Below are 24,339 nucleotides of genomic sequence, written 5' to 3' on the forward strand. Positions count from 1 at the left end.
TTCATCTGCAAGATCTGGTTTGGTCCGCTGTCAGACTGTGCCTGCGCAGGGAACCGGGTCAGATCGGAAAGACGCAAAAACCGCCATCCATGGCATGCTCGGCCCGCGCGATTACGCACCTCATCCCTGAGGTGCGCCCGTAGCCGGGCCAACGCGTTGCGTTGTTCAAAAACGCTCCCGGCGTTTTTGTCCCAGGCGCGGGACGCTTTCCTCTTCTGACCCGGTTCCCAGCGTGTTGAACTTATCTATTGCTGCCAGATTCTTTCTGCCCAGGCGTTGTCTGTAGCGACCTTCCTGAAACCGGATGCGGTTGCCGGACGTGAAGCGAAGGGAGCATATACCTGTAGCAAAGCATCGCGGGCCAGGGATGGCCCGCGCTGAGCCTGCCAGGGATGGCGGTTTTGCGTCTTTGCGAAAGGTGTATGCTCCCTGAAGCCTGCTCAGCGGTAAGTCTTTAGCCGCAGGAAAGCCAGTTTTACCATCTTTATGAAAGACATCTGCTCTCAGAGCGGTTTTTGCTGGCCTCTTACTCTATCCGCTTACCTTCCATCAGCCGCTTCACCAGCGGACCCATGATCAACTCCATCGCCAGACCCATTTTGCCGCCAGGCACTACCAGCGTATTGATGTGCGAGATAAACGAGCCCTGCAGCATCGCCAGCAGGTAGGGGAGGTCGATATCTTCCAGCGCCTGGAAGTGGATCACCACAAAGCTCTCATCCAGTGACGGAATAGCGCGGGCAGCGAACGGGTTTGAGGTATCGACCGTCGGGACGCGCTGAAAGTTGAGGTGAGTGCGTGAGAACTGTGGTGTGATGAAGTTGATGTAATCTTCCATCGAGCGCACTACCGAATCCATGACCGCTTCACGTGAATGGCCGCGCTCGCCGGTGTCGCGCACCAGCTTCTGTATCCACTCCAGATTCACAATCGGCACCACGCCAACCAGCAGATCAACCTGTTCTGCTACGTTGTGCTGCGCCGTCACCACGCCGCCGTGCAGCCCTTCGTAGAAGAGAATATCGGTGTTCTGCGGCAGCGGTTGCCACGGCGTAAAGGTGCCGGGCACCTGATTCCACGGCACCGCTTCATCGTAGGTATGCAGATATTTACGCGACTGGCCCTGTCCGCTCTGACCATACTCTTTAAAGCTCTGCTCCAGCAGGCCAAAGTCATTGGCTTCCGGGCCGAAGTAGCTGACATGACGTCCTAAATCGCGCGCCTTACGAATCGCCATATCCATTTCAGGGCGGGTAAAGCGGTGAAAACTGTCACCTTCCAGCTCCGCCGCATGAAGATCGAGCTGCTGAAAGATTTTGCGAAACGCCACGCTGGTGGTGGTGGTCCCTGCGCCGCTGGAACCAGTCACCGCGATAATGGGATGACGTGCAGACATAGAAAAGCTCCCTGTGAGGTCGGGCAATAGGCATTGTTAACACGAAATGCCGTTGGGTGCATCAGCCACGAAATTCTTTGCGCGGCATGATATTGACCGATTCGTGCAGTTCCGACCACACCAGTACCACTTCACCCGTTTCCAGCTGACGTCGCACATCGGCCACCTTGTCGATCAGGCTGCGTTCCTGCTCGCCATAGTCCGTGCCTTCTCGCAGCACAAAGGTTTCAATCAGATTTTCAAGGGTCTCAGGTGAGACCTGTTGCCAGGGAATAATCACGAGATCAGTTATCCAGAAAAGGGGCGATCCACTGGGGGATACGCTGTTCCAGCCACATTTCAGGCTGGCGTAATGTCCCACCAACAAAACCTACATGGCCGCCGTGTGGTATCAGTTGATAAGTAATAGTGGCAGATAATTGGCTGCTGTGCGGGATCACCTCATCACTCATAAAAGGATCATCTTTGGCGTGAATGATCAGCAGCGGTTTCTCTGCGTGCTTCAGCCAGGGCATGGCGCTGGCACGATGATAGTAATCGGCCGCATCCAGAAAACCGTGGGCGCGGGCGGTAATGGCATCATCAAAATCGCGCAGTCGACGTAGCGCTTTCAGCTGCGCCAGATTGACCGGCAGTGTATCCGGCCAGGCGTGCAGTTTGCGGCGGGCATTTTTCTTGAGCTGCGCCAGCAAATAGTATTGATAGACGCGTGAGAAGCCGCGTTCCAGTTTTAGGCTACAGGGCTCCAGCAGAAGCGGAGCGGAGACAATGACACCCGCGTCTACCTCAGCGGCTGCGCCCTGCTGGCCCAGCAGGCAGCCCAGCATGTTACCGCCCAGCGAGAAACCGACCGCGGCGGTGGGCACGCGGCCCCAGCGGGTGCGCAGCCAGTGCAGAAAAAAACGGGCATCTTCGGTTTCGCCGGAGTGATAGATGCGGTTGAGCCGATTCGGTTCGCCGCTGCAGCCGCGAAAATGCATCACCACCGCCAGCCAACCGCGCGCACGGCATATCGCCATCAGTCCATGAATATAGGGGCTATGAAAACTGCCCTCCAGCCCATGAAACAGCACCACGCGCGGTTTATGCTGCGCAAACTGCGGATCTTCACTCCAGGCGAGATCGACGAAGTCGCCATCCGGCAGGTCGAGACGCTGCCAGTGGGGATCGCCCGTGATACGACGACGTAGCAGGCGCGGCAGCAGGGTCTGCAGGTGCGCATTACGCAGACTCTCAGGAGGCGTGAAGTGCTCGTTTTCCGGTCCGGTAAATTTCATGTGGTAAAAGCTTGTCTGTTCCATATCACACTGTTAGCTTCGATAAGTTTTTTCTTGCAGGGTAAGGAGTACCCGATTGCCATGGAACTGAGTCTTTTCTTATCAATGTTGGGATTTCTTTGGGTCGCGGCCATTACGCCCGGGCCTAATAATATGTTACTCACCGCCTCGGGCGCTAATTTTGGCTTTATGCGCACCATTCCGCTGATGATTGGCATCATGATCGGAATGCAGGTGATGCTGCTGATGGTGGCCTTTGGCGTCGGCGGGCTGATCCTGCTCTATCCTTCGCTTCACCTGGTGCTGAAAATCGCCGGTAGCCTCTATCTGCTCTGGCTGGCATGGAAAATCGCTACCGCCAGTTATGAGAAGCTGGAAACCGATCAGGCGCCGGATGCGCCGATGCCCTTCTGGCAGGGCGGCTTGTTACAGTTGATCAATCCCAAGGCCTGGCTGATGGCGCTGGGCGCGGTCGCCAGCTTCAGCCTGGCCGGTGACGCGTATCGCCATTCAGTGATGGCGATAAGCATCGGCATGTTTCTGGTTAATCTGATGTCGGGTGTTATCTGGATGGGATTTGGTGCGATGATCGGCCGCATTCTGCGCAGCCGTCGCGCCTGGAAAATCTTTAACCTCGCCATGGGGCTGCTGACCGCTGCCTGCGTGCTGTTAATCTGGCACTAAGTTAGCTGGATGCGCGTTCAACGCGCGTCCACGGCAGCACCTCGCGGATGACTGGCGCATTAGGATTGCGGATCTTTTGCAGCAGCAATTGCACGCTACGCGCGCCCAGCTGGTTCATCGGCTGCTCGATGGTCGTCAGCGGCGGATTCAGGCTGCGGGTAAACGACACGCCATCAAACCCGACCACCGCCAGATCTTCCGGCACGCGCAAGCCCGCTTCCAGCGCCGCATGCACCACGCCTACCGCCAGCACATCTGAAACCGCGAACACCGCATCCGGCGGTTCCGGCAGCGCCATCAACTCCCTTAGTCCCTTACTGCCCGCCTCACAGGAGATTTCGTAAGTGTAGGAGACGCCGGACCACGCATACCCCAGCTCCTCAATCGCCTGCCGGTAGCCCTTTTCACGATGATGTGAGTAAAGGTAACGCATGTCGCCATTGATCAGCCCGATGCGTTTACGCCCTTTACCGGCAAGGTAGTGGACGGTGTCGCGCGCGGCTTCAAGGTGATCAATGCTGACCGAGGAGGCGGGGATATCCGGATCAAATTCGCAGCACTGTACCCAGGGCGCCCCGGCAATGAGCGCCTGCAAATCCTGTAAACCGGAGGCCGCATCCATAGTAATTACGCCATCCACCACTTTTCCGGTCAGCAGGGAGAGATAGGCGGCTTCACGCTGGAGCTGCGAGGCGGAGTTACAGAGCAGGATGTGATAGCCGTGCAGTTCCGCTTCGGCCTCGATGCCCTGAACCACGCGTGAACAGAAGGGATTGGTGATATCCGAAATCAGCACCAGCAGCATGTTGCTTTGCGACGTACGCAGCTGACGCGCCAGTAAGTTGGGCTGATAGTCGCAGGCAGAGATTGCCGCCAGAACTTTCTCACGCGTATCGGGCTTCACGCCGGGATGCGCGTTGAGAACCCGCGATACCGTGGCTTTGGAGACGCCAGCCAGCTGAGCGACTTTCTCGATCGACATCGGATTCAGAAACCTTAACAGGCAATAATTGGGAACGCATATGAATAGCACAGGGACAATGTGAGCGCCTGACATTTTTGCTTACTTTAGCTATTTTCAGCATTTGCGATTTTTGACTTAGTTTTGCAGATAGTGATCTAAGAACTTATTTCTATTAGGGATAATTTTTAATTCCTTTATGAAACTATAGCGCGCAGAGACACTGCCTCCACTATAAAAACGGTGGGGTAGTTATCATGGCAGCAACACGTTTAACTTTTTTAGCCGCAGCGCTGGCGCTGCTGGCGTTTCGGGCTGATGCGGTCAATGTCACCGTGGCTTACCAGACCTCGGCTGAGCCGGCGAAAGTGGCGCAGGCTGACAACAGCTTTGCGAAAGAGAGCGGGGCCAGCGTTGACTGGCGCAAGTTTGACAGCGGCGCCGGGGTATTACGTGCGATGGCGTCCGGTGACGTCCAGATTGGCAATATCGGTTCCAGCCCGTTAGCGGTCGCGGCGGCGCAGAAGCTGCCGATTGAAGCCTTTTTACTCGCCTCTCAGCTGGGCAACTCTGAAGCGCTGGTGGTGAAGAAGAACATCACCACGCCCAAAGATTTAATTGGCAAGCGCATCGCGGTGCCGTTCATCTCTACCACCCACTACAGCCTGCTGGCTGCGCTGAAACACTGGGGCATCAAACCGTCACAGGTACAGCTGGTCAATCTGCAGCCGCCAGCGATTATTGCTGCCTGGCAGCGTGGCGACATTGATGGCGCTTACGTCTGGGCACCGGCGGTTAATGAGCTGGAAAAAGAGGGCAAGGTGTTAACCGACTCTGCGGAAGTGGGAAGCTGGGGATCGCCGACGCTGGATGTCTGGGTGGTACGCAAAGATTTTGCTCAGCAGCATCCGGAGATCGTGACTGCTTTTGCCCGCAGCGCGCTTGACGCGCAGCAGGCCTACCTGAACAGCCCCGACAGCTGGCTGAAGCAGTCCGATAACCTCAGCAAACTCTCTCGCCTCAGCGGTGTGCCGGAAGCACAGGTGCCCGGTCTGGTGAAGGGCAATACCTACCTCACGGCGCAGCAGCAGGTTGAGCAACTGGGCAAACCGGTCAATAAAGCGATCGTCGATACCGCGCAGTTTCTGAAAGCACAGGGCCGGGTGCCGCAGGCGGATAACGACTACAGCAGCTATGTGACCTCCCGTTTCGTCGAGCCATTAGTTAAACCTTAAGGAGGCACTATGCTGCGCATCGCTCACCTTAATGCCCGTTATGCCGGACAGCCGGTGTTGCAGGATATCAATCTGCAACTGGATAGCCATGAACTACTGGTGGTGCTCGGCCCCTCCGGCTGCGGCAAAACCACACTGCTCAATCTGGTTGCCGGTTTCCTGCCGGTGGAGTCGGGCAGCATCACGCTGGATAACCAGCCGGTGACCGGGCCTGGTGCGGAGCGCGGCGTGGTGTTTCAGCATGAAGGATTACTGCCGTGGCGCAACGTGCTGGATAACGTCGCCTTTGGCCTGCAGCTGGCGGGGATGTCACGCCCGGATCGCGATACGATTGCCCGCCGGTTAATCAGGCAGGTGGGGCTGGAGGGCGCGGAAAAGCGCGCCATCTGGCAGTTGTCCGGCGGTCAGCGTCAGCGGGTGGGCATTGCGCGCGCGCTGGCCACGGATCCACAACTGCTGTTGCTGGATGAGCCTTTCGGGGCACTGGATGCCTTTACCCGCGAGCAGATGCAAACCCTGCTGCTGACGCTGTGGCGCGACAGCGGTAAACAGATTCTGCTGATTACGCACGACATAGAAGAGGCGATTTTCCTGGCCAGCGAATTGATTCTGCTGTCGCCAGGACCGGGCCGCATCGTAGAGCGGCTGCGTCCTGGCTTTGGTCAGCGCTTTGCCGCGGGAGAGTCGTGCCGCAGCATCAAATCCGATCCGCAGTTTATCGCCCAGCGCGAGTATGTGCTGAGCCGGGTATTTGATCAGCGGGAGGCGTTTGCATGAGTGCACTCATCAATGACAAGTCTCTGCCGGTGCGCCGTCGTTTGCGCTGGCCGTTTTCAACCGCCTTTACGCTGAGCATGCTGAGTCTCTCTCTGCTGTTGCTGCTCTGGTGGGGCGTGACCGCGCTGGGCCTGATTGCCCCGCTGTTCCTGCCGTCGCCGCAGCAGGTGTTAAGCAAGCTGCTGCTGATTGCCAGCGCGCAGGGCTTTATGGATGCCACGCTGTGGCAGCATCTGGCCGCCAGCCTGACACGAATGCTGATTGCGCTGACTGCCGCTGCCGCCATCGGCATTCCGGTAGGGATCCTGATGGGCCTCAGCCCGGTCGCTCGCGGGTTGCTCGATCCTCTGATTGAACTCTATCGCCCGATTCCGCCACTCGCCTATCTGCCATTGATGGTGATCTGGTTCGGCATTGGAGAGACCTCGAAAATCCTGCTGATCTATCTGGCGATTTTCGCGCCGGTGACGCTCTCCACCCTGGCCGGTGTGCGTAACACGCAGCAGGTCCGACTTCGTGCGGCTCGCTCGCTGGGGGCTAATCGCTGGCAACTGCTGCGCTGGGTGATTCTGCCAGGCGCGTTGCCGGAGATCCTCACCGGTCTGCGCATCGGTCTGGGGGTTGGCTGGTCAACGCTGGTGGCCGCTGAGCTGATTGCCGCCACGCGGGGTCTGGGTTTTATGGTGCAATCAGCAGGAGAATTCCTCGCCACCGATGTGGTGCTGGCGGGTATCGCGGTAATTGCCTTTATTGCTTTTAGCTTAGAACTCGGGCTCCGCGCGTTGCAGCGCCGTCTGACGCCCTGGAGTGGAGAACAATCATGAACGAACGTCTCAGTTTTACCCCGCTTGGCCCGTACATTGGCGCGCAGGTCTCAAACCTGGATGTGTCTCGCCCATTGAGTGATGCTCAGTTTGAGCAGCTTTATCATGGCCTGCTGCGTCATCAGGTGCTGTTTCTGCGTGACCAGAAAATAACGCCGGAACAGCACCGCGCGCTGGCAATCCGCTTTGGCGATCTGCACATCCATCCGGTCTATCCGCATGCGGAAGGCGTCGAGGAGATTATCGTGCTGGATACCCATCAGGATAATCCGCCAGATAATGACAACTGGCATACCGATGTCACCTTTATTGATACGCCGCCAGCGATCGCCTTGCTGGCCTCGAAGGTGTTACCGGAGTCGGGGGGTGACACGCTCTGGACCAGCGGCATTGCGGCTTACGAAGCGCTCTCTGAACCCTTTAAGCAGCTGCTGGCAGGTCTCCATGCCGAGCATGATTTCAAAAAGTCATTCCAGGAGTATAAGTACCGCAAAACCGAGGACGAGCATCAGCGCTGGCAGCAGGCGGTAGCAAAACATCCGCCGGTGCAGCATCCGGTCATCCGCACCCATCCGGTCAGCGGCAAAAAAGCGCTGTTTGTGAATGAGGGCTTTACCACGCGGATCGTCGATTTAAGCGAGAAAGAGAGTGATGCGGTGCTGGGCTTTCTGTTTGCGCACGCCACCAAACCGGAGTTTCAGGTGCGCTGGCGCTGGCAGCCAGACGATCTGGCTATCTGGGATAATCGGGTCACGCAGCATTATGCCAATGCTGATTACTATCCTGCCCGGCGCATTATGCAGCGGGCAACGGTGCTGGGCGATAAACCCCGTTAAAAGAGAATCTCCCCGCGAGCGGGGAGATTTTTTTATGAGGCCATAATCTGTTCGAGCTGTTCCTGCGCTTCCAGCCACGCCATCTCCACCTCTTCCAGCGCAGATTTGCTCTCCGCCTGACGCTGCAGCGCGGTGGTCAGGTCCGCTTTACGGCTCTGTTCATAGATAGCGCTGTCTGAGAGCTGAGCTTCGGCTTCGGCCAGCTGGCTCTGCCATTTGCTCATCTGCTTTTCCAGCTTCTCTATCTCTTTGCGCAGCGGCTGCGTCTGGGTGCGCAGTTCAGCATCACGACGCTTCTGGTCTTTACGCGCCTGGGCACTGTTGCCGTTATCCTGCTTCGGCGCGGCATCCTGTTGCGCCTGCTGCTTCTGCAGATCGCTCAGCCACTTCTGATAATCTTCGAGATCGCCTTCAAACACATCCACTTTGCCATCATGCACCAGATAGAGATCGTCGGTGGTCGCGCGCAGCAGATGTCGGTCGTGCGATACCACGACCAGCGCACCTTCGAAGTCGATCAACGCTTCGGTCAGCGCCTGGCGCATATCGAGATCGAGGTGGTTGGTGGGTTCATCCAGCAGCAGCAGGTTAGGGCGCTGCCAGACAATCAGCGCCAGCACCAGTCGCGCTTTCTCTCCGCCGGAGAAGCGCTCAGTGATTTCAGTGACTTTATCGCCGCGGAAATCGAAGCCGCCCAGATAGTCGCGCAGCTGCTGTTCCAGCACCTCAGGCGCAATACGCGACAGATGCTGCAGCGGTGACTCATCGGCTCGCAGATACTCCAGCTGATGCTGGGCGAAGTAACCGAGCTTGATCCCTTTCGCCAGACCCATCTTGCCGTCCATCGCCTCCAGCTCACCCGCCAGCAGCTTAATCAGGGTCGATTTACCGGCACCGTTACGTCCCAGCAGGCCGATGCGCGAGCCGGGGACGAGGTTGAGCTTGATGGCGTCGAGAATAATACGATCGCCATAACCCGCAGTGACCTTCTCCATCTTCATCAGCGGATTAGGCAGGTTCTCCGGCTTGCGGAAAGTGAAGCTGAACGGGTTATCGACATGGGCGGGTGCAATCATCTCCATGCGCTCCAGCATCTTGATGCGGCTCTGCGCCTGCTTCGCCTTGGTGGCCTGAGCGCGGAAGCGATCAATGTAGCTGTGCAGGTGCGCCACTTTCTCCTGCTGGCTCTCATACAGCGACTGCTGCTGAGCCAGTTTGGCGACGCGCTGCCGCTCAAAGGAGCTGTAGTTGCCGGTATATTCGAACATCGACTCCTGTTCGATATGAATAATTTTGTCGATGACGGGATCGAGGAAGTCACGATCGTGCGAAATCAGAATCAGCGTGCCTTCATAACTCTTCAGCCAGCGCTCCAGCCAGATCACCGCATCGAGATCGAGGTGGTTGGTCGGTTCATCCAGCAGCAGCAGATCGGAACGGCAAATCAGCGCCTGTGCCAGGTTGAGGCGCATGCGCCAGCCACCCGAGAAGTCGCTGACCGGGCGTTGCAACTGTTCCTGACTGAAGCCCAGACCATGCAGCAGGCTTGAGGCGCGCGCATGGATGCTCCACGCCTGCACCGCGTCCAGCTTGCCATGCAGCAGCGCGATGGCATTGCCATCGTCACGCAGATTGGCGTCCGCCAGTTCTGCTTCAAGCTGGCGAAACTGGCGATCGCCATCAATCACGTACTCCAGCGCGGCTTTATCCAGCGCAGGGGTTTCCTGATTCACCCAGGCCAGCGCCCAGTGAGTGGGGAAAGTGACGGTACCGGCATCGCTGGTGATTTCACCTTTTAACAGCGACAGCAGCGTGGATTTTCCACAGCCGTTTTTACCCACCAGCCCGACCTTCTGGCCGGGATTAATGGTGGCGGTGGCATTGTCGAGCAGGACGCGGATGCCGCGGCGAATTTGTAAGGCTGAGAAGACAATCATGTAAGCGCCGTATCGTCAGAATATGTTAATTTACTGGCAACATAATGAGATTTTGCTGCGTCGTGCATGGTAGCGGAAAACCGCACCAATGACGACGCTTTGGAGGGAAAGGATGTCGCAGCCACCCAGGGTTTTGCTGCTTTATGCTCATCCGGAATCACAGGATTCGATCGCCAATCGGATTCTGCTGCAGCCGGCTCAGGCACTGGAACACGTTACCGTGCACGATCTGTACGCAACCTATCCGGATTTTTTTATCGATATTCACCATGAACAACAGCTGCTGCGTGAACATGATGTCATCATTTTTCAGCATCCGCTCTATACCTATAGCTGTCCGGCGCTGCTGAAAGAGTGGCTGGACAGGGTTCTGTCGCGCGGTTTCGCCAATGGCGTGGATGGCAATGCGCTGGAAGGAAAGTACTGGCGCAGTGTCGTCACCACCGGAGAACCGGAAAGTGCCTTCAGACATCAGGGTCTGAACCGCTATTCGCTCAATGACATTATGCGTCCTTTTGAGCTGACCGCGCAGATGTGCCGTATGCACTGGATGCCGCCGATGATCGTCTACTGGGCGCGTCGTCAGAGTCCTGAATTAATGAAAAATTACGCCCGCGCCTATGGCGACTGGCTGGCGGCACCGCTGCCGAATGGAGGGGTATAGATGGAAGGGCAAACGCTGCTGACCGCCGGGGTGATTTATCTGGTCGCGGCGGTATTGATTGTACCGGTGGCGGCGCGCCTCGGTATTGGTGCAGTTCTGGGTTATCTGGTGGCGGGTATCGCTATCGGCCCGTGGGGATTAGGCTTTATCAGCGACGTCGACGAGATTCTGCACTTCTCTGAGCTCGGCGTGGTGTTCCTGATGTTTATTATCGGGCTGGAGCTGAACCCGGCAAAGCTGTGGGCGCTGCGCCGCTCCATTTTTGGCGTCGGCGCGGCGCAGGTGATCTTCTCAGCGGCGATTCTGGGCGGCTTATTGTGGCTGACCAACTTTAGCTGGCAGGCGGCGATCATTGGCGGCATTGGTCTGGCGATGTCCTCGACCGCCATGGCCCTGCAGCTGATGATGGATAAAGGCATGAATCGCAGCGAAGCGGGGCAACTGGGCTTTTCGGTGTTGCTGTTTCAGGATATCGCGGTGATCCCAGCCCTGGCGCTGATCCCGCTGCTGGCCGGAACCGACAGCGGTCATATCGACTGGATGAAGGTCGGCATGAAAGTACTGGCGTTTGCCGGCATGCTGGTAGGCGGACGCTATCTGCTGCGGCCTATCTTCCGTTACATCGCTGCGTCGGGCGTGCGCGAAGTCTTTACCGCCGCTTCGCTGCTGCTGGTGCTGGGCTCGGCGCTGTTTATGGATGCGCTGGGTCTGTCGATGGCGCTGGGGACCTTTATTGCCGGGATCCTGCTGGCAGAGAGCGAGTACCGGCATGAGCTGGAAGTCGCCATCGACCCGTTTAAAGGTTTACTGCTGGGCCTGTTCTTTATTTCGGTTGGCATGGCGCTCAACCTCGGTGTGCTCTATACCCATATTGTGACCATCCTGCTGGGTGTCGTGACGCTGGTGGCGGTGAAAACGCTGCTGCTCTATCTGCTGGCGCGCATTTATGGCTTGCGCAGCTCTGAGCGGCAGCAGTTTGCTGGCGTGCTGAGTCAGGGGGGCGAGTTCGCCTTTGTGCTCTTTTCAGCGGCCTCCTCGGCAAAGCTGTTCTCTGGCGATCAACTGCCGATGCTGCTGGTGACGGTGACCCTGTCGATGATGACCACACCGCTGCTGATGAAGGGAATCGATCGTCTGCTGGCACGCCGCTTCAATGAGCCGGATGACGAGGCAGAGAAACACTTTGTCGAAGACGATCAGCCGCAGGTGATTGTGGTGGGCTTTGGTCGCTTCGGGCAGGTGGTGGGTCGTTTGCTGATGGCGAATAACAAACGCATCACCGTGCTTGAGCGCGACATCAGTGCAGTCAGTCTGATGCGGAAATATGGCTATAAGGTCTATTACGGCGATGCCACTGAACTGGAGTTGCTGCGGGCAGCCGGTGCGGCCAGCGCTCAGGCGATTGTGATCACCTGTAACGAGCCCGAAGATGTGATGACGATTGTACATCTGTGCCAGCAGCATTTTCCGCAGTTGCAGATTCAGGCGCGCGCCCGGGGCCGTGTAGAAGCGCATGAACTGCTTCAGGCGGGCGTCACGCAGTTCTCGCGTGAGACCTTCTCCAGTGCGCTGGAGCTGGGACGTAAAACGCTGATGACGCTGGGGATGCATCCGCATCAGGCGCACCGCGCCCAGCAGTATTTCCGCCATCTTGATATGCGGATGCTGCGCGAGCTGATGCCCAATCTCTCTGAAAGCGCGCAGGCTTCGCGCGTCCGTGAAGCGCGGCGTGAACTGGAAGATATCTTCCAGCGCGAAATGCAGCGCGAAAAGCGGCAGATCGACGGCTGGGACGATGATGAATAACCTCTTTAAACAGGCAGAAGCTAATGCGTAAACGTTTTATTGCTGGTGCGACATGCCCGCACTGCCAGGAGAAGGACACGCTGGCAATGTGGCGTGAAAATAATGTCGATGTGGTGGAGTGCGTGAAGTGTGGTCACCAGATGCGTGAGGCCGATAAGCAGGCGCGCGATCAGGTTCGCACTAATGAGCAGGTTATCGGTATTTTTCATCCTGAGTAGCGGAATGGCGCAGCTTTTTTTACGCCTGGACTTACAGCGGGATTGAATTCCGTTACAATTGTCGCAATTAACGCTGTAGTCGCAAGAGAAAGTGAAAACCCTCTTGTACTCAGCCCCGAACCTTTCTGGTTGGTGTTATTGCACGAAAGAATAGACCAATGAGACGGGATCTCAGCTCTCAACGGTTAGGAGATATCATGAAAGTAGCAAAAGACCTGGTGGTAAGCCTGGCCTATCAGGTACGTACAGAAGACGGCGTGTTAGTTGACGAGTCACCGGTGAGTGCACCGTTAGACTACCTGCACGGTCATGGTTCCCTGATTTCTGGTCTGGAAAATGCGCTGGAAAACCACATTGCCGGCGACAAGTTTGACGTGCATATCCCGGCAAACGATGCCTACGGTCAGTATGACGATAACCTGGTGCAGCGCGTTCCTAAAGACGTCTTCATGGGCGTTGACGAACTGCAGGTTGGCATGCGCTTCCTGGCAGAAACCGATCAGGGCCCGGTACCGGTAGAAATCACCGAAGTGGAAGATGATCACGTCGTGGTTGATGGTAACCACATGCTGGCGGGTCAGAACCTGAACTTCAACGTTGAAGTGGTTGCTATCCGCGAAGCCACGCCGGAAGAACTGGCTCATGGCCATGTTCACGGTGCAGATGGCCATCATCATGACCACGATCACGGCCATGATCACGACCACGACCATGATCAGGGTAAAGGCGGTTGTGGCACTGGCGGCTGCGGCTGCAGCCACTAAGTCTCAACAGACCTTTCAAGGCCACCCTCGGGTGGCCTTTCTTTTGGCGCGCATTCTGGTTCTGCCCGGATAAGCCGGGGCCAGATAGCCCGCGATCAGTAGTGCGGTGGTGGCGTCTCTTCAGATTGTGAGGCGACGATCGATGGCGCATTCGCTTTGAGCTTGTCGGTTAAAATGCGCATCTGCTCACGCATCTTATTCATCTCCAGCTCGTGCTGAACGACCGCGCTGTTCAGCTGATCGATAGTCATCTCCTGAAAGGCCAGTTTGCTCTCCAGCGTCTCCAGACGCTGTTCCCACTCAGATTGTTGCATGACCTGTTCCTCTGTTAAGGTGCGACTCGGAGCGTGATTCTACGATCTGAATGCCAGGAATCACCTGTTTTTTTCACGCCCGGAGGCGTTGCGCTTGAAAAAAGGCAGCGCGGCATCATCTCTGATGAAACTTCCCGATGTTATAAAGGTCGGAGGTTAACCGGGTAATTACATTGTGGGAGTGTTCGACACTGCCACGTAAAGTTATAGTGTGGACCCTGAAGTCCGCAATGTTTCCCGAGGTTAGACGCTTCGGTTTTGGAGAATGGATGAAATCACTGTTTAAAGTCACATTGTTAGCTACCACCATGGCTGTTGCGCTGAATGCTCCGCTGGCAATGGCGGCAGATACCGCTGCGGCGCCACAGGCTGCACCAGCCGCCGCGCCACAGTCTGCGCCTCAGGCACCGAAAAATGCTGCCTTCAAAGATGAAGACCAGCAGTCCGCCTACGCGCTGGGTGCTTCGCTGGGTCGCTACATGGACAACTCCCTGAAGGAGCAGGAAAAACTGGGCATCAAACTGGATAAGCAGCAGCTGATCGCTGGTGTTCAGGATGCATTTGGTGGCAAGAGCAAACTCTCTGATGAAGAGATTGAGCAGACGCTGCAATCCTTTGAAGGCCGCGTGAAAGGCGCAGCCTCAGCGAAAATGGAAAAAGATGCGAAAGAGAACTCTGAAAAGGGCGAAGCTTACGCAACCAAATTTGCTAAAGAGAGCGGCGTGAAGAAAACCGAAAGCGGCCTGCTGTATAAAGTTGAGAAAGAGGGTACCGGCGACGCACCTAAAGACAGCGATACTGTAGTGGTAAACTACAAAGGGACGCTGATTGACGGTACTGAATTCGACAACTCTTATACCCGTGGCGAGCCACTTTCATTCCGTCTGGATGGTGTCATTCCGGGCTGGACTGAAGGTCTGAAGCACGTGAAGAAAGGCGGCAAGATCAAGCTGGTGATCCCACCAAATCTGGCTTACGGCAAAAATGGCGTTCCGGGCATCCCGGCTAACTCCACCCTGGTGTTTGATGTCGAGCTGCTTGATATCAAACCAGCGCCAAAGGCAGATGAAAAAGCACAGGCTCCAGCGCCTGCTGCTGCAGAAAAAGCGCAGTAATCTGCTGACCGCCGCCTCCGGGCGGCGGTTTCATTTCGGCTTCACGACAAACCTCTGGCATAAGCCGACGACATTTGCCAGACTAATGCCTGCCTAATTATCCCAATATTGAGTCTGCCCATAAGCCGCTGTGACAGGCTCCAGCCATTCAGGGTGATACTCTTCAATGTCTAATCCATTCAATCCGGGTGAACTGAGCGACTTCGATCTTCTGGAGCAGCGCCCGTTCGAACAAAGTGATTACGATATTCTGAAATCGTACGAGGCTGTCGTAGATGGCCTGGCGATGTTGATCGGTTCGCATTGTGAAATTGTCCTGCATTCGCTTGAAGATCTTAAGTGTTCGGCCGTGCGTATCGCTAATGGTGAACACACTGGACGTAAAGTCGGTTCGCCTATTACCGATTTAGCCCTGCGTATGCTGCATGATATGCATGGCGCGGACAGTAATGTCTCCCGTGCCTACTTCACACGTGCCAAAAGCGGCGTGCTGATGAAATCGGTCACGATTGCGATTCGTAACCGTCAGCAGCGGGTCATTGGCTTGCTCTGCATCAACATGAACCTTGATGTGCCATTCTCACAGATCATGTCGACCTTTATGCCGCCCGAGATGCAGCAGGTTGACTCCAACGTCAACTTCGCCAGTTCGGTAGACGATCTGGTGATGCAGACGCTGGAGTTCACCATTGAAGAGGTGAGTGCTGACCGTAATGTATCGAACAACGCCAAGAATCGTCAGATTGTGCTGAACCTGTATGAGAAGGGGATCTTCGACATCAAGGATGCCATCAACCAGGTGGCCGATCGGCTGAATATTTCCAAACACACCGTCTATCTCTATATCCGTCAGTTTAAAAATGGCGACTTCCAGGGGCAGGAGCGGTAATGCGTTACACCCTGCTGGTCACCGGCCCGGCTTACGGTACGCAACAGGCGACCAGTGCCTGGCTGTTTGCCCGCGCACTGCTGACGGCAGGCCATCAGCTTGACAGCGTTTTCTTCTATCGCGAAGGGGTGCTGAACGCTAACCAACTGACGTCGCCCGCCAGTGATGAGTTTGATCTGGTGCGCGCATGGCAGACATTGCATCAGGAGCAGGGTGTGGCACTGAATATTTGTGTGGCGGCCGCGCTGCGTCGTGGCGTCAGCGACCAGCAGGAAGCGGCACGACTCCAGCTGGCGGGCAGTAACCTGCAGCCGGGCTTTACCCTGAGTGGGCTGGGCGCGCTGGCGGAAGCGGCGCTGAGCTGTGAACGCATGGTGCAGTTCTGATGAATCGGGTCGCGTTTGTCTTTACCCGGGCGCCGCACGGCAGCAGCGCAGGACGTGAAGGGCTGGATGCCGCGCTGGCCACGGGCGCGCTCAGTGAGGATATCGGCCTGTTTTTTATCGGTGATGGCGTGCTGCAGCTTAATCTGCACCAGCAACCTGAGACGATTAAGAGCCGTCACTATGCCGCGACCTTTGGCGTGCTGGCACTGTATGAGATTGAACACTGCTATCTCTGCCGGACATCGCTGATAGCGCGTGGATTAGAGGTTGACGCTGACCGGTTGCTGGATGTTACGCTACTGGACGCGCCGGCACTGCGACAGACGCTGGCCAGCTACGATCGCATTCTTACTTTTTAAGAGACGTTAATGCTGCATACGTTACTGCACTCACCGGCACACTGTGACCTTGAGAGCCTGCTTTTAATGGCGGGTGCGGGTGATGACCTGCTGCTGTTGCAGGATGGTGTGCTGGCCGCTATAGCTGGCAGCCACGCATTGATGCGACTGTCAGAGAGCGAAGCGACGCTCTGGGTGCTGGACGAAGATGTCCAGGCTCGCGGTCTCGCTGGACAAATTTCGACTCGTGTGCAGTCAGTAGACTATACTGGGTTTGTCACGCTAACGATCAGGCATCAGCAACAAATGGTCTGGTAATCGGCTAAAACCTGGTTATTTCTTGACACCCCTTTGACTCAGCCCTAAAATTCTGCCTCCTCGTAATTCTACGAGGTGATTTATTACGTGTTTACGAAGCAAAAGCAAATCCAGGAGCTATTTAATGGCAACAGTTAACCAGCTGGTTCGCAAACCACGCGTCCGCAAAGTTGCAAAGAGCAACGTGCCGGCGCTGGAAGCTTGCCCGCAAAAACGTGGCGTTTGTACTCGTGTGTACACCACCACTCCTAAGAAACCAAACTCCGCACTGCGTAAAGTCTGCCGTGTGCGTTTGACCAACGGTTTTGAAGTTACCTCCTACATTGGTGGTGAAGGTCATAACCTGCAGGAACACTCCGTGATCCTGATCCGTGGCGGTCGTGTAAAAGACCTGCCAGGTGTGCGTTACCACACCGTTCGTGGCGCGCTTGACTGCTCAGGTGTTAAAGACCGTAAGCAGGCTCGCTCCAAGTACGGCGTGAAGAAGCCAAAGGCTTAATGGTTCTCCGTTAAGTAAGGCCAAACGTTTTAAATTAAATGTCAAAATAAACTCATAGAGTTTTGGACAATCCTGAATTAACAACGGAGTATTTCCATGCCACGTCGTCGCGTCATTGGTCAGCGTAAAATTCTGCCAGATCCTAAGTTCGGATCAGAGCTGCTGGCCAAATTTGTAAATATCCTGATGGTAGATGGTAAAAAATCTACTGCAGAATCAATCGTTTATACCGCGCTTGAGACCCTGGCTCAGCGTTCAGGTAAAAACGCGCTGGAATCTTTTGAAGTAGCCCTGGAAAACGTGCGTCCGACTGTCGAAGTTAAGTCACGTCGCGTTGGTGGTTCTACTTATCAGGTACCAGTAGAAGTCCGTCCGGTTCGTCGTAATGCTCTGGCAATGCGCTGGATCGTAGATGCTGCTCGTAAACGCGGTGATAAATCAATGGCTCTTCGCCTGGCGAACGAACTTTCTGATGCTGCAGAGAACAAAGGTACAGCAGTTAAGAAACGTGAAGACGTTCACCGCATGGCAGAAGCCAACAAGGCGTTCGCACACTACCGTTGGTAATCACCACGTAGTTGTTAAACCAGCGGGCGCTCAATCAGCCAACCCGCTGGGGTCGACTTACCTTGAACGTCCGAGAATCAGAGGAATCAAATGGCTCGTAAAACACCCATTGCCCGCTACCGTAATATCGGTATCAGTGCGCACATCGACGCCGGTAAGACTACCACTACCGAACGCGTTCTGTTCTACACCGGTGTAAACCACAAAATCGGTGAAGTACATGACGGCGCAGCAACCATGGACTGGATGGAGCAGGAACAGGAACGTGGTATTACCATCACATCCGCTGCGACCACCTGTTACTGGTCTGGTATGGCCAAGCAGTTTGAACCACACCACGTAAACATTATCGACACCCCAGGACACGTTGACTTCACCATCGAAGTTGAACGTTCTATGCGTGTGCTTGATGGCGCGGTAATGGTTTACTGTGCAGTTGGTGGCGTTCAGCCACAGTCTGAGACCGTATGGCGTCAGGCTAACAAATATAAAGTTCCACGCATTGCGTTCGTTAACAAAATGGACCGCATGGGTGCTAACTTCCTGAAAGTTGTTAAACAGATGGAAGTTCGTCTGGGCGCAACTCCAGTTCCTCTGCAGCTGGCTATCGGCGCAGAAGAGAAATTCACCGGTGTTGTTGACCTGGTGAAAATGAAAGCAATCAACTGGAACGACGCAGACCAGGGTGTAACCTTCGTCTACGAAGATATCCCAGCTGATATGCAGGAACTGGCTGAAGAATGGCATGCGAAGCTGGTTGAAGCCGCTGCTGAAGGCTCTGATGAGCTGATGGAGAAATTCTTCGGTGGTGAAGAACTGACTGAAGAAGAGATCAAAACATCTCTGCGTAAGCGTGTTCTGAACAACGAAATTATCCTGGTAACCTGTGGTTCTGCATTTAAGAACAAAGGTGTTCAGGCGATGCTGGATGCAGTTGTTGAATATCTGCCAGCACCGACTGACGTTACCGCGATCAACGGTATGCTGGACGACGGTAAAGACACGCCGGCTGTTCGTCACTCTGATGACAACGAGCCGTTTGCTGCACTGGCGTTCAAAATCGCTACCGACCCGTTCGTGGGTAACTTAACCTTCTTCCGCGTTTACTCTGGTGTTGTTAACACGGGTGACACCGTGTTCAACCCGGTTAAGTCAAACCGTGAGCGTCTGGGCCGTATCGTTCAGATGCACGCTAACAAGCGTGAAGAGATTAAAGAAGTTCGTGCGGGTGATATCGCAGCTGCGATCGGCCTGAAAGATGTGACCACTGGTGACACCCTGTGTGACCCAGATAACGTCATCATCCTTGAGCGCATGGAGTTCCCGGAGCCGGTAATCTCTATCGCCGTTGAGCCAAAAACCAAAGCTGACCAGGAAAAAATGGGTCTGGCTCTGGGCCGTCTGGCAAAAGAAGACCCATCATTCCGCGTATGGACTGATGAAGAATCTAACCAGACCATCATCGCCGGTATGGGTGAATTGCACCTCGACATCATCGTTGACCGTATGAAGCGTGAGTTCAACGTTGAAGCAAACGTGGGTAAACCACAGGTTGCTTACCGTGAAGCGATTCGCAACAAAGTTACCGATGTTGAAGGTAAACACGCCAAGCAGTCTGGTGGTCGTGGTCAGTATGGCCATGTTGTTATCGACATGTACCCACTGGAGCCAGGTTCGAACCCGAAAGGCTACGAATTTGTCAACGACATCAAAGGTGGTGTGATTCCTGGTGAATACATCCCTGCGGTTGACAAAGGTATCCAGGAGCAGCTGAAATCAGGCCCTCTGGCTGGTTACCCGGTTGTGGATCTGGGCGTGCGTCTGCACTTCGGTTCTTACCACGATGTCGACTCCTCAGAACTGGCGTTTAAACTGGCCGCGTCTCTTGCCTTCAAACAAGGCTTTAAACAAGCGACACCTGTTCTGCTTGAGCCTATCATGAAGGTTGAAGTTGAAACGCCAGAAGAGAACACGGGTGATGTCATCGGTGACCTTAGCCGTCGTCGTGGTATGCTCAAAGGGCAGGAATCTAACGCTACTGGCGTTCAGATTCACGCTGAAGTTCCGTTGTCTGAGATGTTCGGATACGCAACTCAGCTGCGTTCTCTGACCAAAGGTCGTGCTTCTTACTCCATGGAGTTCCTGAAGTATGACGATGCGCCAAACAACGTAGCGCAGGCCGTTATTGAAGCTCGTAGCAAATAAGCTACGGTTTAAATTTGAACTGATGCCTTCACCCAGATGGTGAAGGCACAACGTAAGGAATTATCGCCATGGCGAAAGAGCAATTTCAGCGTAACAAACTGCACGTAAACGTGGGCACCATCGGTCACGTCGACCACGGTAAAACCACCCTGACTGCAGCTATCACCACCGTACTGTCTAAAACTTACGGCGGCCAGGCTCGTGCATTCGATCAGATCGATAACGCACCAGAAGAGAAAGCACGTGGTATCACCATCAACACTTCACACGTTGAGTATGAAACCCCGACTCGCCACTATGCGCACGTTGACTGCCCAGGCCACGCCGACTATGTGAAAAACATGATCACCGGTGCTGCGCAGATGGACGGCGCGATCCTGGTTGTTGCTGCGACTGATGGCCCAATGCCACAGACCCGTGAGCACATCCTGCTGGGTCGTCAGGTTGGCGTTCCTTACATCATCGTGTTCCTGAACAAGTGTGACATGGTTGATGATGAAGAGCTGCTGGAACTGGTAGAGATGGAAGTTCGTGACCTGCTGTCAGCATATGACTTCCCAGGCGACGACACTCCAATCGTTCGTGGTTCTGCTCTGAAAGCGCTGGAAGGCAACCCAGAGTGGGAAGCGAAAATCATCGAACTGGCTGAGCATCTGGACAACTACATCCCAGAGCCACAGCGTGCGATCGACATGCCGTTCCTGCTGCCAATCGAAGACGTATTCTCAATCTCTGGCCGTGGTACCGTTGTTACCGGTCGTGTTGAGCGCGGCATCGTTAAAGTCGGCGACGAAGTTGAAATCGTTGGTATCAAAGATACTGTGAAATCAACCTGTACCGGTGTTGAGATGTTCCGTAAGCTGCTGGACCAGGGTCAGGCAGGCGAAAACTGTGGTGTTCTGCTGCGCGGTATCAAGCGTGAAGACATCCAGCGTGGCCAGGTTCTGGCTAAGCCAGGCTCAATCAAGCCGCACACCCAGTTCGAGTCAGAAGTTTACGTTCTGTCTAAAGACGAAGGTGGTCGCCATACTCCGTTCTTCAAAGGCTATCGTCCACAGTTCTACTTCCGTACAACTGACGTAACCGGCTCAGTAGAGCTGCCAGAAGGCGTTGAAATGGTAATGCCAGGCGACAACATCAAAATGGTTGTTACCCTGATCCACCCAATCGCAATGGACGAAGGTCTGCGCTTCGCAATCCGCGAAGGCGGCCGTACCGTTGGCGCGGGTGTTGTTGCTAAAGTTATCGCTTAATTGTGATATCTGCTGTGGCTGTGTAAATGGCCACTGCAACACAGTAAAAAGAGCACTTCGGTGCTCTTTTTTTTGCTCTGAAAATGCCATAACCCTGCAAAGGGTGGGTTTGAAATAAAAACGATTCGCATTTACACTATGTACAGAAAATGTACCCGAGTGATGAATCAATGTACGTCTGCCTGTGTAATGCCATCAGTGATAAAACCCTTCGTGAAGTCGTGCGTCGCTATCAGCCCAAATCTATTCAGCAACTGCGCCAGCTTGTGCCGGTCGGCAAGCAATGCGGCAAATGCATTCGTGCTGCGCGTGAAATTATGGATGAAGAGATGCAGCATGCACCACTCTACAAAGAGATAGCCTGACCGACGATCGGTGCGTGAATACCCACAATATCTGTCGCGTTTTTTTGACTTCTTTTTAACCGCATCTACGCTCTAATAAACCAGACGCGGAGGGTTAACAATGAAGGGCGATATCAAAGTTATCAGTCATCTCAACAAACTGCTTGGAAATGAACTGGTTGCTATCAATCAGTACTTTCTTCATGCGCGCATGTTCAAAAACTGGGGTCTGACGCGCCTCAATGATGTGGAATACCATGAATCAATCGATGAGATGAAACATGCCGATAAATATATTGAGCGTATTCTTTTCCTGGAAGGGATCCCAAACCTTCAGGATCTGGGACGGCTCCGTATCGGTGAAGATGTTGAGGAGATGCTGAGTTCAGACCTGAATCTGGAGCTGGAGGGCGCGAAAGACCTTCGTGAAGCTATCTCCTATGCTGACAAAGTGCATGACTATGTCAGCCGTGACATGATGATTGAAATCCTGGCTGATGAGGAACATCACATCGACTGGATTGAGACGGAACTTGAGTTAATCCAGAAGATGGGCATCCAGAACTATCTGCAGGCTCAAATCAAACAAGAGTGAATCGGGTCTGCAGCACTATCGTTACCCAGCCCGCAATGGCCAGGAAAGGGCCAAACGGCAGCGGGCTGTCCCCCTGAATAAAACCCCGCAGTTGCAGCATCACGATCGACGTCAGCGCCATAACGGTGGCACCCAGCGCAATCCAGGGTAATGCCTGCCAGCCACAGCAGGCACCTAACGCTGCGAAAAGCTTGATATCGCCATAACCTAATCCCTCGTACCCCCGCATCTGCCGATAGCTCCAGGCGAGCAGCCACAACGCACAGTAGCCCGCCACAGCACCCCATATCGCCGTTGTTTCGGTTCCGGACAGCGTGGCATGAAGTAATCCGGACCAGAGCAGCAGATAATTGAGCGGGTCAGGTATACAGAAGTGGCGACGATCGATGGCAGCCACGAGCAGCAAGAGGCCGGAGGCAGTAATAATAAAAACAGCCTCCGCAGAGTGGTCAAAACTCTGCAGCACCAGCAGGCACAGAAGGGCGAACAGCCATTCAATGACAACGCTTTCTGCGCCGAACGCGCGATGACAGAAGCGACACCGTCCTTTTAAGCCAGGCCAGCTTATTAACGGCAGCGCATCTCGCCACAGCAGGCGCTGCTGGCAATGATTACAGTGCGAACCCGGAAAGCAGAGTAGGGCAAACCATTGAGCGGGTGATAGGGCGGGGGTGAAGCGCTGGCTGGTCAGCGAAAGAAAGCTTCCCAGTGCACCTCCGCCTGCGAGTGCAGCAATGTGAGTTATCAGAGTGGGCGACATGATTATGCTCCGGACGAAAGGTTAGATGCACTCTCGAGGGCAACGGGTTCTGTGTCACCTATGAATGAAGAAGGGCGGAAACAGAGTCACAACTGAATAACTGATTTATCAGCGATACGGCAGTGCAATGCGACGCACGCTTCACGAACCGGCCACAATTTAATGGGTAAAACCTCAACACGGGTTGCTTCCTGAACAGATTTACGTATAATGCGCGGGCCTGCAGATATTGCAGGCGCGATTCGAGCAGAATCGCAGACGGCTGAAATTTAGGCCGCCTGACAATACTCCCAATTGTGGAGTTATATGCTGAACGATTACACTCTCCCATCAATCGTAATGGGCTCGAGTAGTAATTTTTTTCGTCTATAAAAAGTTTGGAGCTCTGGTCTCATGCAGAACCAAAGAATCCGTATCCGTCTTAAAGCGTTTGATCATCGTCTGATCGATCAATCAACCGCGGAAATCGTTGAGACCGCCAAGCGCACTGGTGCGCAGGTTCGTGGTCCAATCCCGCTGCCAACCCGCAAAGAGCGTTTTACTGTTCTGATCTCTCCGCACGTTAACAAAGATGCGCGTGATCAGTACGAAATCCGCACTCACAAGCGTCTGGTAGACATCGTTGAGCCAACTGAAAAAACCGTTGATGCTCTGATGCGTCTGGATCTGGCTGCCGGTGTTGACGTGCAGATCAGCCTGGGTTAATCAGGTCATCGAGCGATTGAGAGGTTGAAACAATGATTGGTTTAGTCGGTAAAAAAGTGGGCATGACCCGCATCTTCACTGAAGATGGCGTTTCTATCCCCGTCACCGTAATCGAAGTTGAAGCGAACCGCGTTACTCAGGTCAAAGGCCTGGAAAACGATGGTTACCAGGCAATTCAGGTTACCACCGGTGCTAAAAAAGCAAACCGTGTGACCAAACCTGAAGCTGGTCATTTTGCTAAAGCTGGCGTTGAAGCTGGCCGTGGCCTGTGGGAATTCCGCACCGCTGAAGGTGAAGAATACTCTGTAGGTCAGAGCATCAGCGTTGAGATTTTCGCTGAAGTTAAGAAAGTTGACGTAACCGGTACCTCTAAAGGTAAAGGTTTCGCCGGTACCGTTAAGCGCTGGAACTTCCGTACCCAGGACGCTACTCACGGTAACTCCTTGTCTCACCGCGTTCCGGGTTCTATCGGTCAGAACCAGACTCCGGGCAAAGTGTTTAAAGGCAAGAAAATGGCAGGTCAGCTGGGTAATGAGCGCGTAACCGTTCAGAGTCTGGACGTAGTACGTGTTGACGCTGAGCGCAACCTGCTGCTGGTTAAAGGTGCAGTTCCCGGTGCTACCGGTAGCGACCTGATCGTTAAACCAGCTGTGAAGGCGTAAGGGGATAGCA

Annotated in this window: 29 protein-coding genes; 22 read left to right on the forward strand and 7 right to left on the reverse strand. The window is 54.8% G+C overall.

Annotation, left to right across the window (positions count from 1 at the left end):
• Positions 1-526 precede the first annotated feature (526 nt).
• The 3 genes from AFL22_RS21705 to AFL22_RS21715 form a co-directional block, all read right to left on the reverse strand.
• A complete protein-coding gene (locus tag AFL22_RS21705) occupies positions 527-1,396 on the reverse strand; it encodes a phosphoribulokinase (RefSeq protein ID WP_010253068.1) in 870 nt (289 codons plus the stop codon).
• 61 nt (positions 1,397-1,457) lie between these two features.
• Positions 1,458-1,676 carry a YheU family protein gene (locus AFL22_RS21710; RefSeq protein ID WP_010253066.1) on the reverse strand — a complete coding sequence of 73 codons (219 nt, stop codon included), beginning with the start codon at positions 1,674-1,676 and terminating at the stop codon, positions 1,458-1,460.
• A 4-nt stretch (positions 1,677-1,680) separates the two neighbouring features.
• The gene (locus AFL22_RS21715; RefSeq protein WP_052272160.1) at positions 1,681-2,697 is read right to left on the reverse strand and encodes a hydrolase; all 1,017 of its coding nucleotides are present in this window, start codon (positions 2,695-2,697) and stop codon (positions 1,681-1,683) included.
• 57 nt (positions 2,698-2,754) lie between these two features.
• On the opposite strand from AFL22_RS21715, the gene AFL22_RS21720 reads away from it, so the two are divergent.
• Positions 2,755-3,357 (forward strand): LysE family translocator, encoded by a 603-nt coding sequence (locus AFL22_RS21720; RefSeq protein WP_052272161.1) that lies wholly within the window; start codon positions 2,755-2,757, stop codon positions 3,355-3,357.
• Between the two features lies 1 nt (position 3,358).
• Here AFL22_RS21720 and AFL22_RS21725 read toward each other — a convergent pair whose 3' ends face one another.
• Positions 3,359-4,339 carry a LacI family DNA-binding transcriptional regulator gene (locus AFL22_RS21725; protein WP_052272162.1) on the reverse strand — a complete coding sequence of 327 codons (981 nt, stop codon included), beginning with the start codon at positions 4,337-4,339 and terminating at the stop codon, positions 3,359-3,361.
• 236 nt (positions 4,340-4,575) lie between these two features.
• Here AFL22_RS21725 and tauA point away from each other — a divergent pair, with 236 nt between their 5' ends.
• From tauA to tauD, 4 genes are read left to right on the forward strand one after another with little or no spacing between them, the layout of a single operon-like run.
• Positions 4,576-5,553 (forward strand): taurine ABC transporter substrate-binding protein, encoded by a 978-nt coding sequence (gene tauA, locus AFL22_RS21730; protein ID WP_010253052.1) that lies wholly within the window; start codon positions 4,576-4,578, stop codon positions 5,551-5,553.
• Between the two features lie 9 nt (positions 5,554-5,562).
• The gene (tauB, locus tag AFL22_RS21735) at positions 5,563-6,330 is read left to right on the forward strand and encodes a taurine ABC transporter ATP-binding subunit (protein ID WP_010253049.1); all 768 of its coding nucleotides are present in this window, start codon (positions 5,563-5,565) and stop codon (positions 6,328-6,330) included.
• Positions 6,327-7,154, forward strand: a complete 828-nt coding sequence (tauC, locus tag AFL22_RS21740) for a taurine ABC transporter permease TauC (protein WP_010253046.1) — start codon at positions 6,327-6,329, stop codon at positions 7,152-7,154. The genes tauB and tauC overlap by 4 nt, the downstream gene beginning before the upstream one ends.
• Positions 7,151-7,990, forward strand: a complete 840-nt coding sequence (gene tauD, locus AFL22_RS21745; RefSeq protein ID WP_033785674.1) for a taurine dioxygenase — start codon at positions 7,151-7,153, stop codon at positions 7,988-7,990. Before tauC ends, tauD begins: the two co-directional genes overlap by 4 nt.
• Positions 7,991-8,022: 32 nt before the next feature.
• Here tauD and AFL22_RS21750 read toward each other — a convergent pair whose 3' ends face one another.
• Positions 8,023-9,927: an ABC transporter ATP-binding protein gene (locus tag AFL22_RS21750; protein ID WP_010671582.1), complete on the reverse strand. Its 1,905-nt coding sequence runs from the start codon at positions 9,925-9,927 to the stop codon at positions 8,023-8,025.
• Positions 9,928-10,039: 112 nt separating this feature from the next.
• On the opposite strand from AFL22_RS21750, the gene kefG reads away from it, so the two are divergent.
• From kefG to slyD, 4 genes are all read left to right on the forward strand, one after another.
• Positions 10,040-10,591 carry a glutathione-regulated potassium-efflux system ancillary protein KefG gene (gene kefG / locus AFL22_RS21755; protein ID WP_010253037.1) on the forward strand — a complete coding sequence of 184 codons (552 nt, stop codon included), beginning with the start codon at positions 10,040-10,042 and terminating at the stop codon, positions 10,589-10,591.
• Positions 10,592-12,397, forward strand: a complete 1,806-nt coding sequence (kefB, locus tag AFL22_RS21760; protein WP_052272163.1) for a glutathione-regulated potassium-efflux system protein KefB — start codon at positions 10,592-10,594, stop codon at positions 12,395-12,397.
• A gap of 23 nt (positions 12,398-12,420) precedes the next feature.
• Complete coding sequence (locus AFL22_RS21765) at positions 12,421-12,615, forward strand: YheV family putative zinc ribbon protein (protein ID WP_010253033.1); 195 nt, start codon at positions 12,421-12,423, stop codon at positions 12,613-12,615.
• A gap of 197 nt (positions 12,616-12,812) precedes the next feature.
• Complete coding sequence (gene slyD, locus AFL22_RS21770; protein ID WP_010671583.1) at positions 12,813-13,379, forward strand: peptidylprolyl isomerase; 567 nt, start codon at positions 12,813-12,815, stop codon at positions 13,377-13,379.
• Between the two features lie 95 nt (positions 13,380-13,474).
• Here slyD and AFL22_RS21775 read toward each other — a convergent pair whose 3' ends face one another.
• Complete coding sequence (locus tag AFL22_RS21775; RefSeq protein WP_010253031.1) at positions 13,475-13,693, reverse strand: SlyX family protein; 219 nt, start codon at positions 13,691-13,693, stop codon at positions 13,475-13,477.
• 269 nt (positions 13,694-13,962) lie between these two features.
• On the opposite strand from AFL22_RS21775, the gene fkpA reads away from it, so the two are divergent.
• The 11 genes from fkpA (at position 13,963) to bfr (ending at position 22,202) form a co-directional block, all read left to right on the forward strand.
• Complete coding sequence (gene fkpA / locus AFL22_RS21780) at positions 13,963-14,808, forward strand: FKBP-type peptidyl-prolyl cis-trans isomerase (RefSeq protein ID WP_010253030.1); 846 nt, start codon at positions 13,963-13,965, stop codon at positions 14,806-14,808.
• A 166-nt stretch (positions 14,809-14,974) separates the two neighbouring features.
• Positions 14,975-15,697, forward strand: coding sequence for a transcriptional regulator (locus AFL22_RS21785; protein ID WP_010253029.1), 723 nt, complete (start codon positions 14,975-14,977; stop codon positions 15,695-15,697).
• A complete protein-coding gene (tusD, locus tag AFL22_RS21790; RefSeq protein ID WP_010253028.1) occupies positions 15,697-16,083 on the forward strand; it encodes a sulfurtransferase complex subunit TusD in 387 nt (128 codons plus the stop codon). Before AFL22_RS21785 ends, tusD begins: the two co-directional genes overlap by 1 nt.
• Positions 16,083-16,442 carry a sulfurtransferase complex subunit TusC gene (gene tusC / locus AFL22_RS21795; protein ID WP_010253027.1) on the forward strand — a complete coding sequence of 120 codons (360 nt, stop codon included), beginning with the start codon at positions 16,083-16,085 and terminating at the stop codon, positions 16,440-16,442. Before tusD ends, tusC begins: the two co-directional genes overlap by 1 nt.
• Positions 16,443-16,451: 9 nt before the next feature.
• A complete protein-coding gene (gene tusB, locus AFL22_RS21800; RefSeq protein ID WP_033768100.1) occupies positions 16,452-16,739 on the forward strand; it encodes a sulfurtransferase complex subunit TusB in 288 nt (95 codons plus the stop codon).
• A 124-nt stretch (positions 16,740-16,863) separates the two neighbouring features.
• The gene (gene rpsL / locus AFL22_RS21805) at positions 16,864-17,238 is read left to right on the forward strand and encodes a 30S ribosomal protein S12 (RefSeq protein ID WP_003852912.1); all 375 of its coding nucleotides are present in this window, start codon (positions 16,864-16,866) and stop codon (positions 17,236-17,238) included.
• Positions 17,239-17,334: 96 nt separating this feature from the next.
• Complete coding sequence (rpsG, locus tag AFL22_RS21810; RefSeq protein ID WP_003852909.1) at positions 17,335-17,805, forward strand: 30S ribosomal protein S7; 471 nt, start codon at positions 17,335-17,337, stop codon at positions 17,803-17,805.
• Positions 17,806-17,895: 90 nt separating this feature from the next.
• Entirely contained in the window at positions 17,896-20,010 is a 2,115-nt protein-coding gene (gene fusA / locus AFL22_RS21815; RefSeq protein ID WP_010253020.1) for an elongation factor G, read from the forward strand.
• 68 nt (positions 20,011-20,078) lie between these two features.
• The gene (tuf, locus tag AFL22_RS21820; RefSeq protein ID WP_010253018.1) at positions 20,079-21,263 is read left to right on the forward strand and encodes an elongation factor Tu; all 1,185 of its coding nucleotides are present in this window, start codon (positions 20,079-20,081) and stop codon (positions 21,261-21,263) included.
• 170 nt (positions 21,264-21,433) lie between these two features.
• On the forward strand, positions 21,434-21,628 hold the full coding sequence (bfd, locus tag AFL22_RS21825; protein ID WP_010671585.1) for a bacterioferritin-associated ferredoxin: 195 nt from the start codon (positions 21,434-21,436) through the stop codon (positions 21,626-21,628).
• A gap of 100 nt (positions 21,629-21,728) precedes the next feature.
• Positions 21,729-22,202, forward strand: coding sequence for a bacterioferritin (gene bfr / locus AFL22_RS21830; RefSeq protein WP_010253012.1), 474 nt, complete (start codon positions 21,729-21,731; stop codon positions 22,200-22,202).
• Here the strand turns inward: bfr and AFL22_RS21835 are convergent.
• Positions 22,189-22,962 carry an A24 family peptidase gene (locus AFL22_RS21835; protein WP_052272164.1) on the reverse strand — a complete coding sequence of 258 codons (774 nt, stop codon included), beginning with the start codon at positions 22,960-22,962 and terminating at the stop codon, positions 22,189-22,191. The two genes, bfr and AFL22_RS21835, sit on opposite strands and share 14 nt — an antisense overlap.
• 393 nt (positions 22,963-23,355) lie before the next feature.
• On the opposite strand from AFL22_RS21835, the gene rpsJ reads away from it, so the two are divergent.
• Positions 23,356-23,667 carry a 30S ribosomal protein S10 gene (rpsJ, locus tag AFL22_RS21840; protein ID WP_001181005.1) on the forward strand — a complete coding sequence of 104 codons (312 nt, stop codon included), beginning with the start codon at positions 23,356-23,358 and terminating at the stop codon, positions 23,665-23,667.
• Between the two features lie 32 nt (positions 23,668-23,699).
• Positions 23,700-24,329: a 50S ribosomal protein L3 gene (gene rplC / locus AFL22_RS21845; protein ID WP_003850712.1), complete on the forward strand. Its 630-nt coding sequence runs from the start codon at positions 23,700-23,702 to the stop codon at positions 24,327-24,329.
• Positions 24,330-24,339: the final 10 nt, after the last annotated feature.

This window comes from Pantoea sp. CFSAN033090, assembly GCF_001264395.1.
In the GTDB taxonomy this organism is placed as follows: domain Bacteria; phylum Pseudomonadota; class Gammaproteobacteria; order Enterobacterales; family Enterobacteriaceae; genus Pantoea; species Pantoea agglomerans.

Excerpts from the sequence above, each read along its gene's own strand:
- AFL22_RS21705 (WP_010253068.1), bottom strand. The coding sequence starts at position 1,396 with ATGTCTGCACGTCATCCCATTATCGCGGTGACTGGTTCCAGCGGCGCA.
- AFL22_RS21715 (WP_052272160.1), bottom strand. The coding sequence starts at position 2,697 with ATGGAACAGACAAGCTTTTACCACATGAAATTTACCGGACCGGAAAAC.
- AFL22_RS21720 (WP_052272161.1), top strand. The coding sequence starts at position 2,755 with ATGGAACTGAGTCTTTTCTTATCAATGTTGGGATTTCTTTGGGTCGCG.
- AFL22_RS21725 (WP_052272162.1), bottom strand. The coding sequence starts at position 4,339 with ATGTCGATCGAGAAAGTCGCTCAGCTGGCTGGCGTCTCCAAAGCCACG.
- tauA (WP_010253052.1), top strand. The coding sequence starts at position 4,576 with ATGGCAGCAACACGTTTAACTTTTTTAGCCGCAGCGCTGGCGCTGCTG.
- tauB (WP_010253049.1), top strand. The coding sequence starts at position 5,563 with ATGCTGCGCATCGCTCACCTTAATGCCCGTTATGCCGGACAGCCGGTG.
- tauC (WP_010253046.1), top strand. The coding sequence starts at position 6,327 with ATGAGTGCACTCATCAATGACAAGTCTCTGCCGGTGCGCCGTCGTTTG.
- tauD (WP_033785674.1), top strand. The coding sequence starts at position 7,151 with ATGAACGAACGTCTCAGTTTTACCCCGCTTGGCCCGTACATTGGCGCG.
- AFL22_RS21750 (WP_010671582.1), bottom strand. The coding sequence starts at position 9,927 with ATGATTGTCTTCTCAGCCTTACAAATTCGCCGCGGCATCCGCGTCCTG.
- kefG (WP_010253037.1), top strand. The coding sequence starts at position 10,040 with ATGTCGCAGCCACCCAGGGTTTTGCTGCTTTATGCTCATCCGGAATCA.
- kefB (WP_052272163.1), top strand. The coding sequence starts at position 10,592 with ATGGAAGGGCAAACGCTGCTGACCGCCGGGGTGATTTATCTGGTCGCG.
- AFL22_RS21765 (WP_010253033.1), top strand. The coding sequence starts at position 12,421 with ATGCGTAAACGTTTTATTGCTGGTGCGACATGCCCGCACTGCCAGGAG.
- slyD (WP_010671583.1), top strand. The coding sequence starts at position 12,813 with ATGAAAGTAGCAAAAGACCTGGTGGTAAGCCTGGCCTATCAGGTACGT.
- AFL22_RS21775 (WP_010253031.1), bottom strand. The coding sequence starts at position 13,693 with ATGCAACAATCTGAGTGGGAACAGCGTCTGGAGACGCTGGAGAGCAAA.
- fkpA (WP_010253030.1), top strand. The coding sequence starts at position 13,963 with ATGAAATCACTGTTTAAAGTCACATTGTTAGCTACCACCATGGCTGTT.
- AFL22_RS21785 (WP_010253029.1), top strand. The coding sequence starts at position 14,975 with ATGTCTAATCCATTCAATCCGGGTGAACTGAGCGACTTCGATCTTCTG.
- tusD (WP_010253028.1), top strand. The coding sequence starts at position 15,697 with ATGCGTTACACCCTGCTGGTCACCGGCCCGGCTTACGGTACGCAACAG.
- tusC (WP_010253027.1), top strand. The coding sequence starts at position 16,083 with ATGAATCGGGTCGCGTTTGTCTTTACCCGGGCGCCGCACGGCAGCAGC.
- tusB (WP_033768100.1), top strand. The coding sequence starts at position 16,452 with ATGCTGCATACGTTACTGCACTCACCGGCACACTGTGACCTTGAGAGC.
- rpsL (WP_003852912.1), top strand. The coding sequence starts at position 16,864 with ATGGCAACAGTTAACCAGCTGGTTCGCAAACCACGCGTCCGCAAAGTT.
- rpsG (WP_003852909.1), top strand. The coding sequence starts at position 17,335 with ATGCCACGTCGTCGCGTCATTGGTCAGCGTAAAATTCTGCCAGATCCT.
- fusA (WP_010253020.1), top strand. The coding sequence starts at position 17,896 with ATGGCTCGTAAAACACCCATTGCCCGCTACCGTAATATCGGTATCAGT.
- tuf (WP_010253018.1), top strand. The coding sequence starts at position 20,079 with ATGGCGAAAGAGCAATTTCAGCGTAACAAACTGCACGTAAACGTGGGC.
- bfd (WP_010671585.1), top strand. The coding sequence starts at position 21,434 with ATGTACGTCTGCCTGTGTAATGCCATCAGTGATAAAACCCTTCGTGAA.
- bfr (WP_010253012.1), top strand. The coding sequence starts at position 21,729 with ATGAAGGGCGATATCAAAGTTATCAGTCATCTCAACAAACTGCTTGGA.
- AFL22_RS21835 (WP_052272164.1), bottom strand. The coding sequence starts at position 22,962 with ATGTCGCCCACTCTGATAACTCACATTGCTGCACTCGCAGGCGGAGGT.
- rpsJ (WP_001181005.1), top strand. The coding sequence starts at position 23,356 with ATGCAGAACCAAAGAATCCGTATCCGTCTTAAAGCGTTTGATCATCGT.
- rplC (WP_003850712.1), top strand. The coding sequence starts at position 23,700 with ATGATTGGTTTAGTCGGTAAAAAAGTGGGCATGACCCGCATCTTCACT.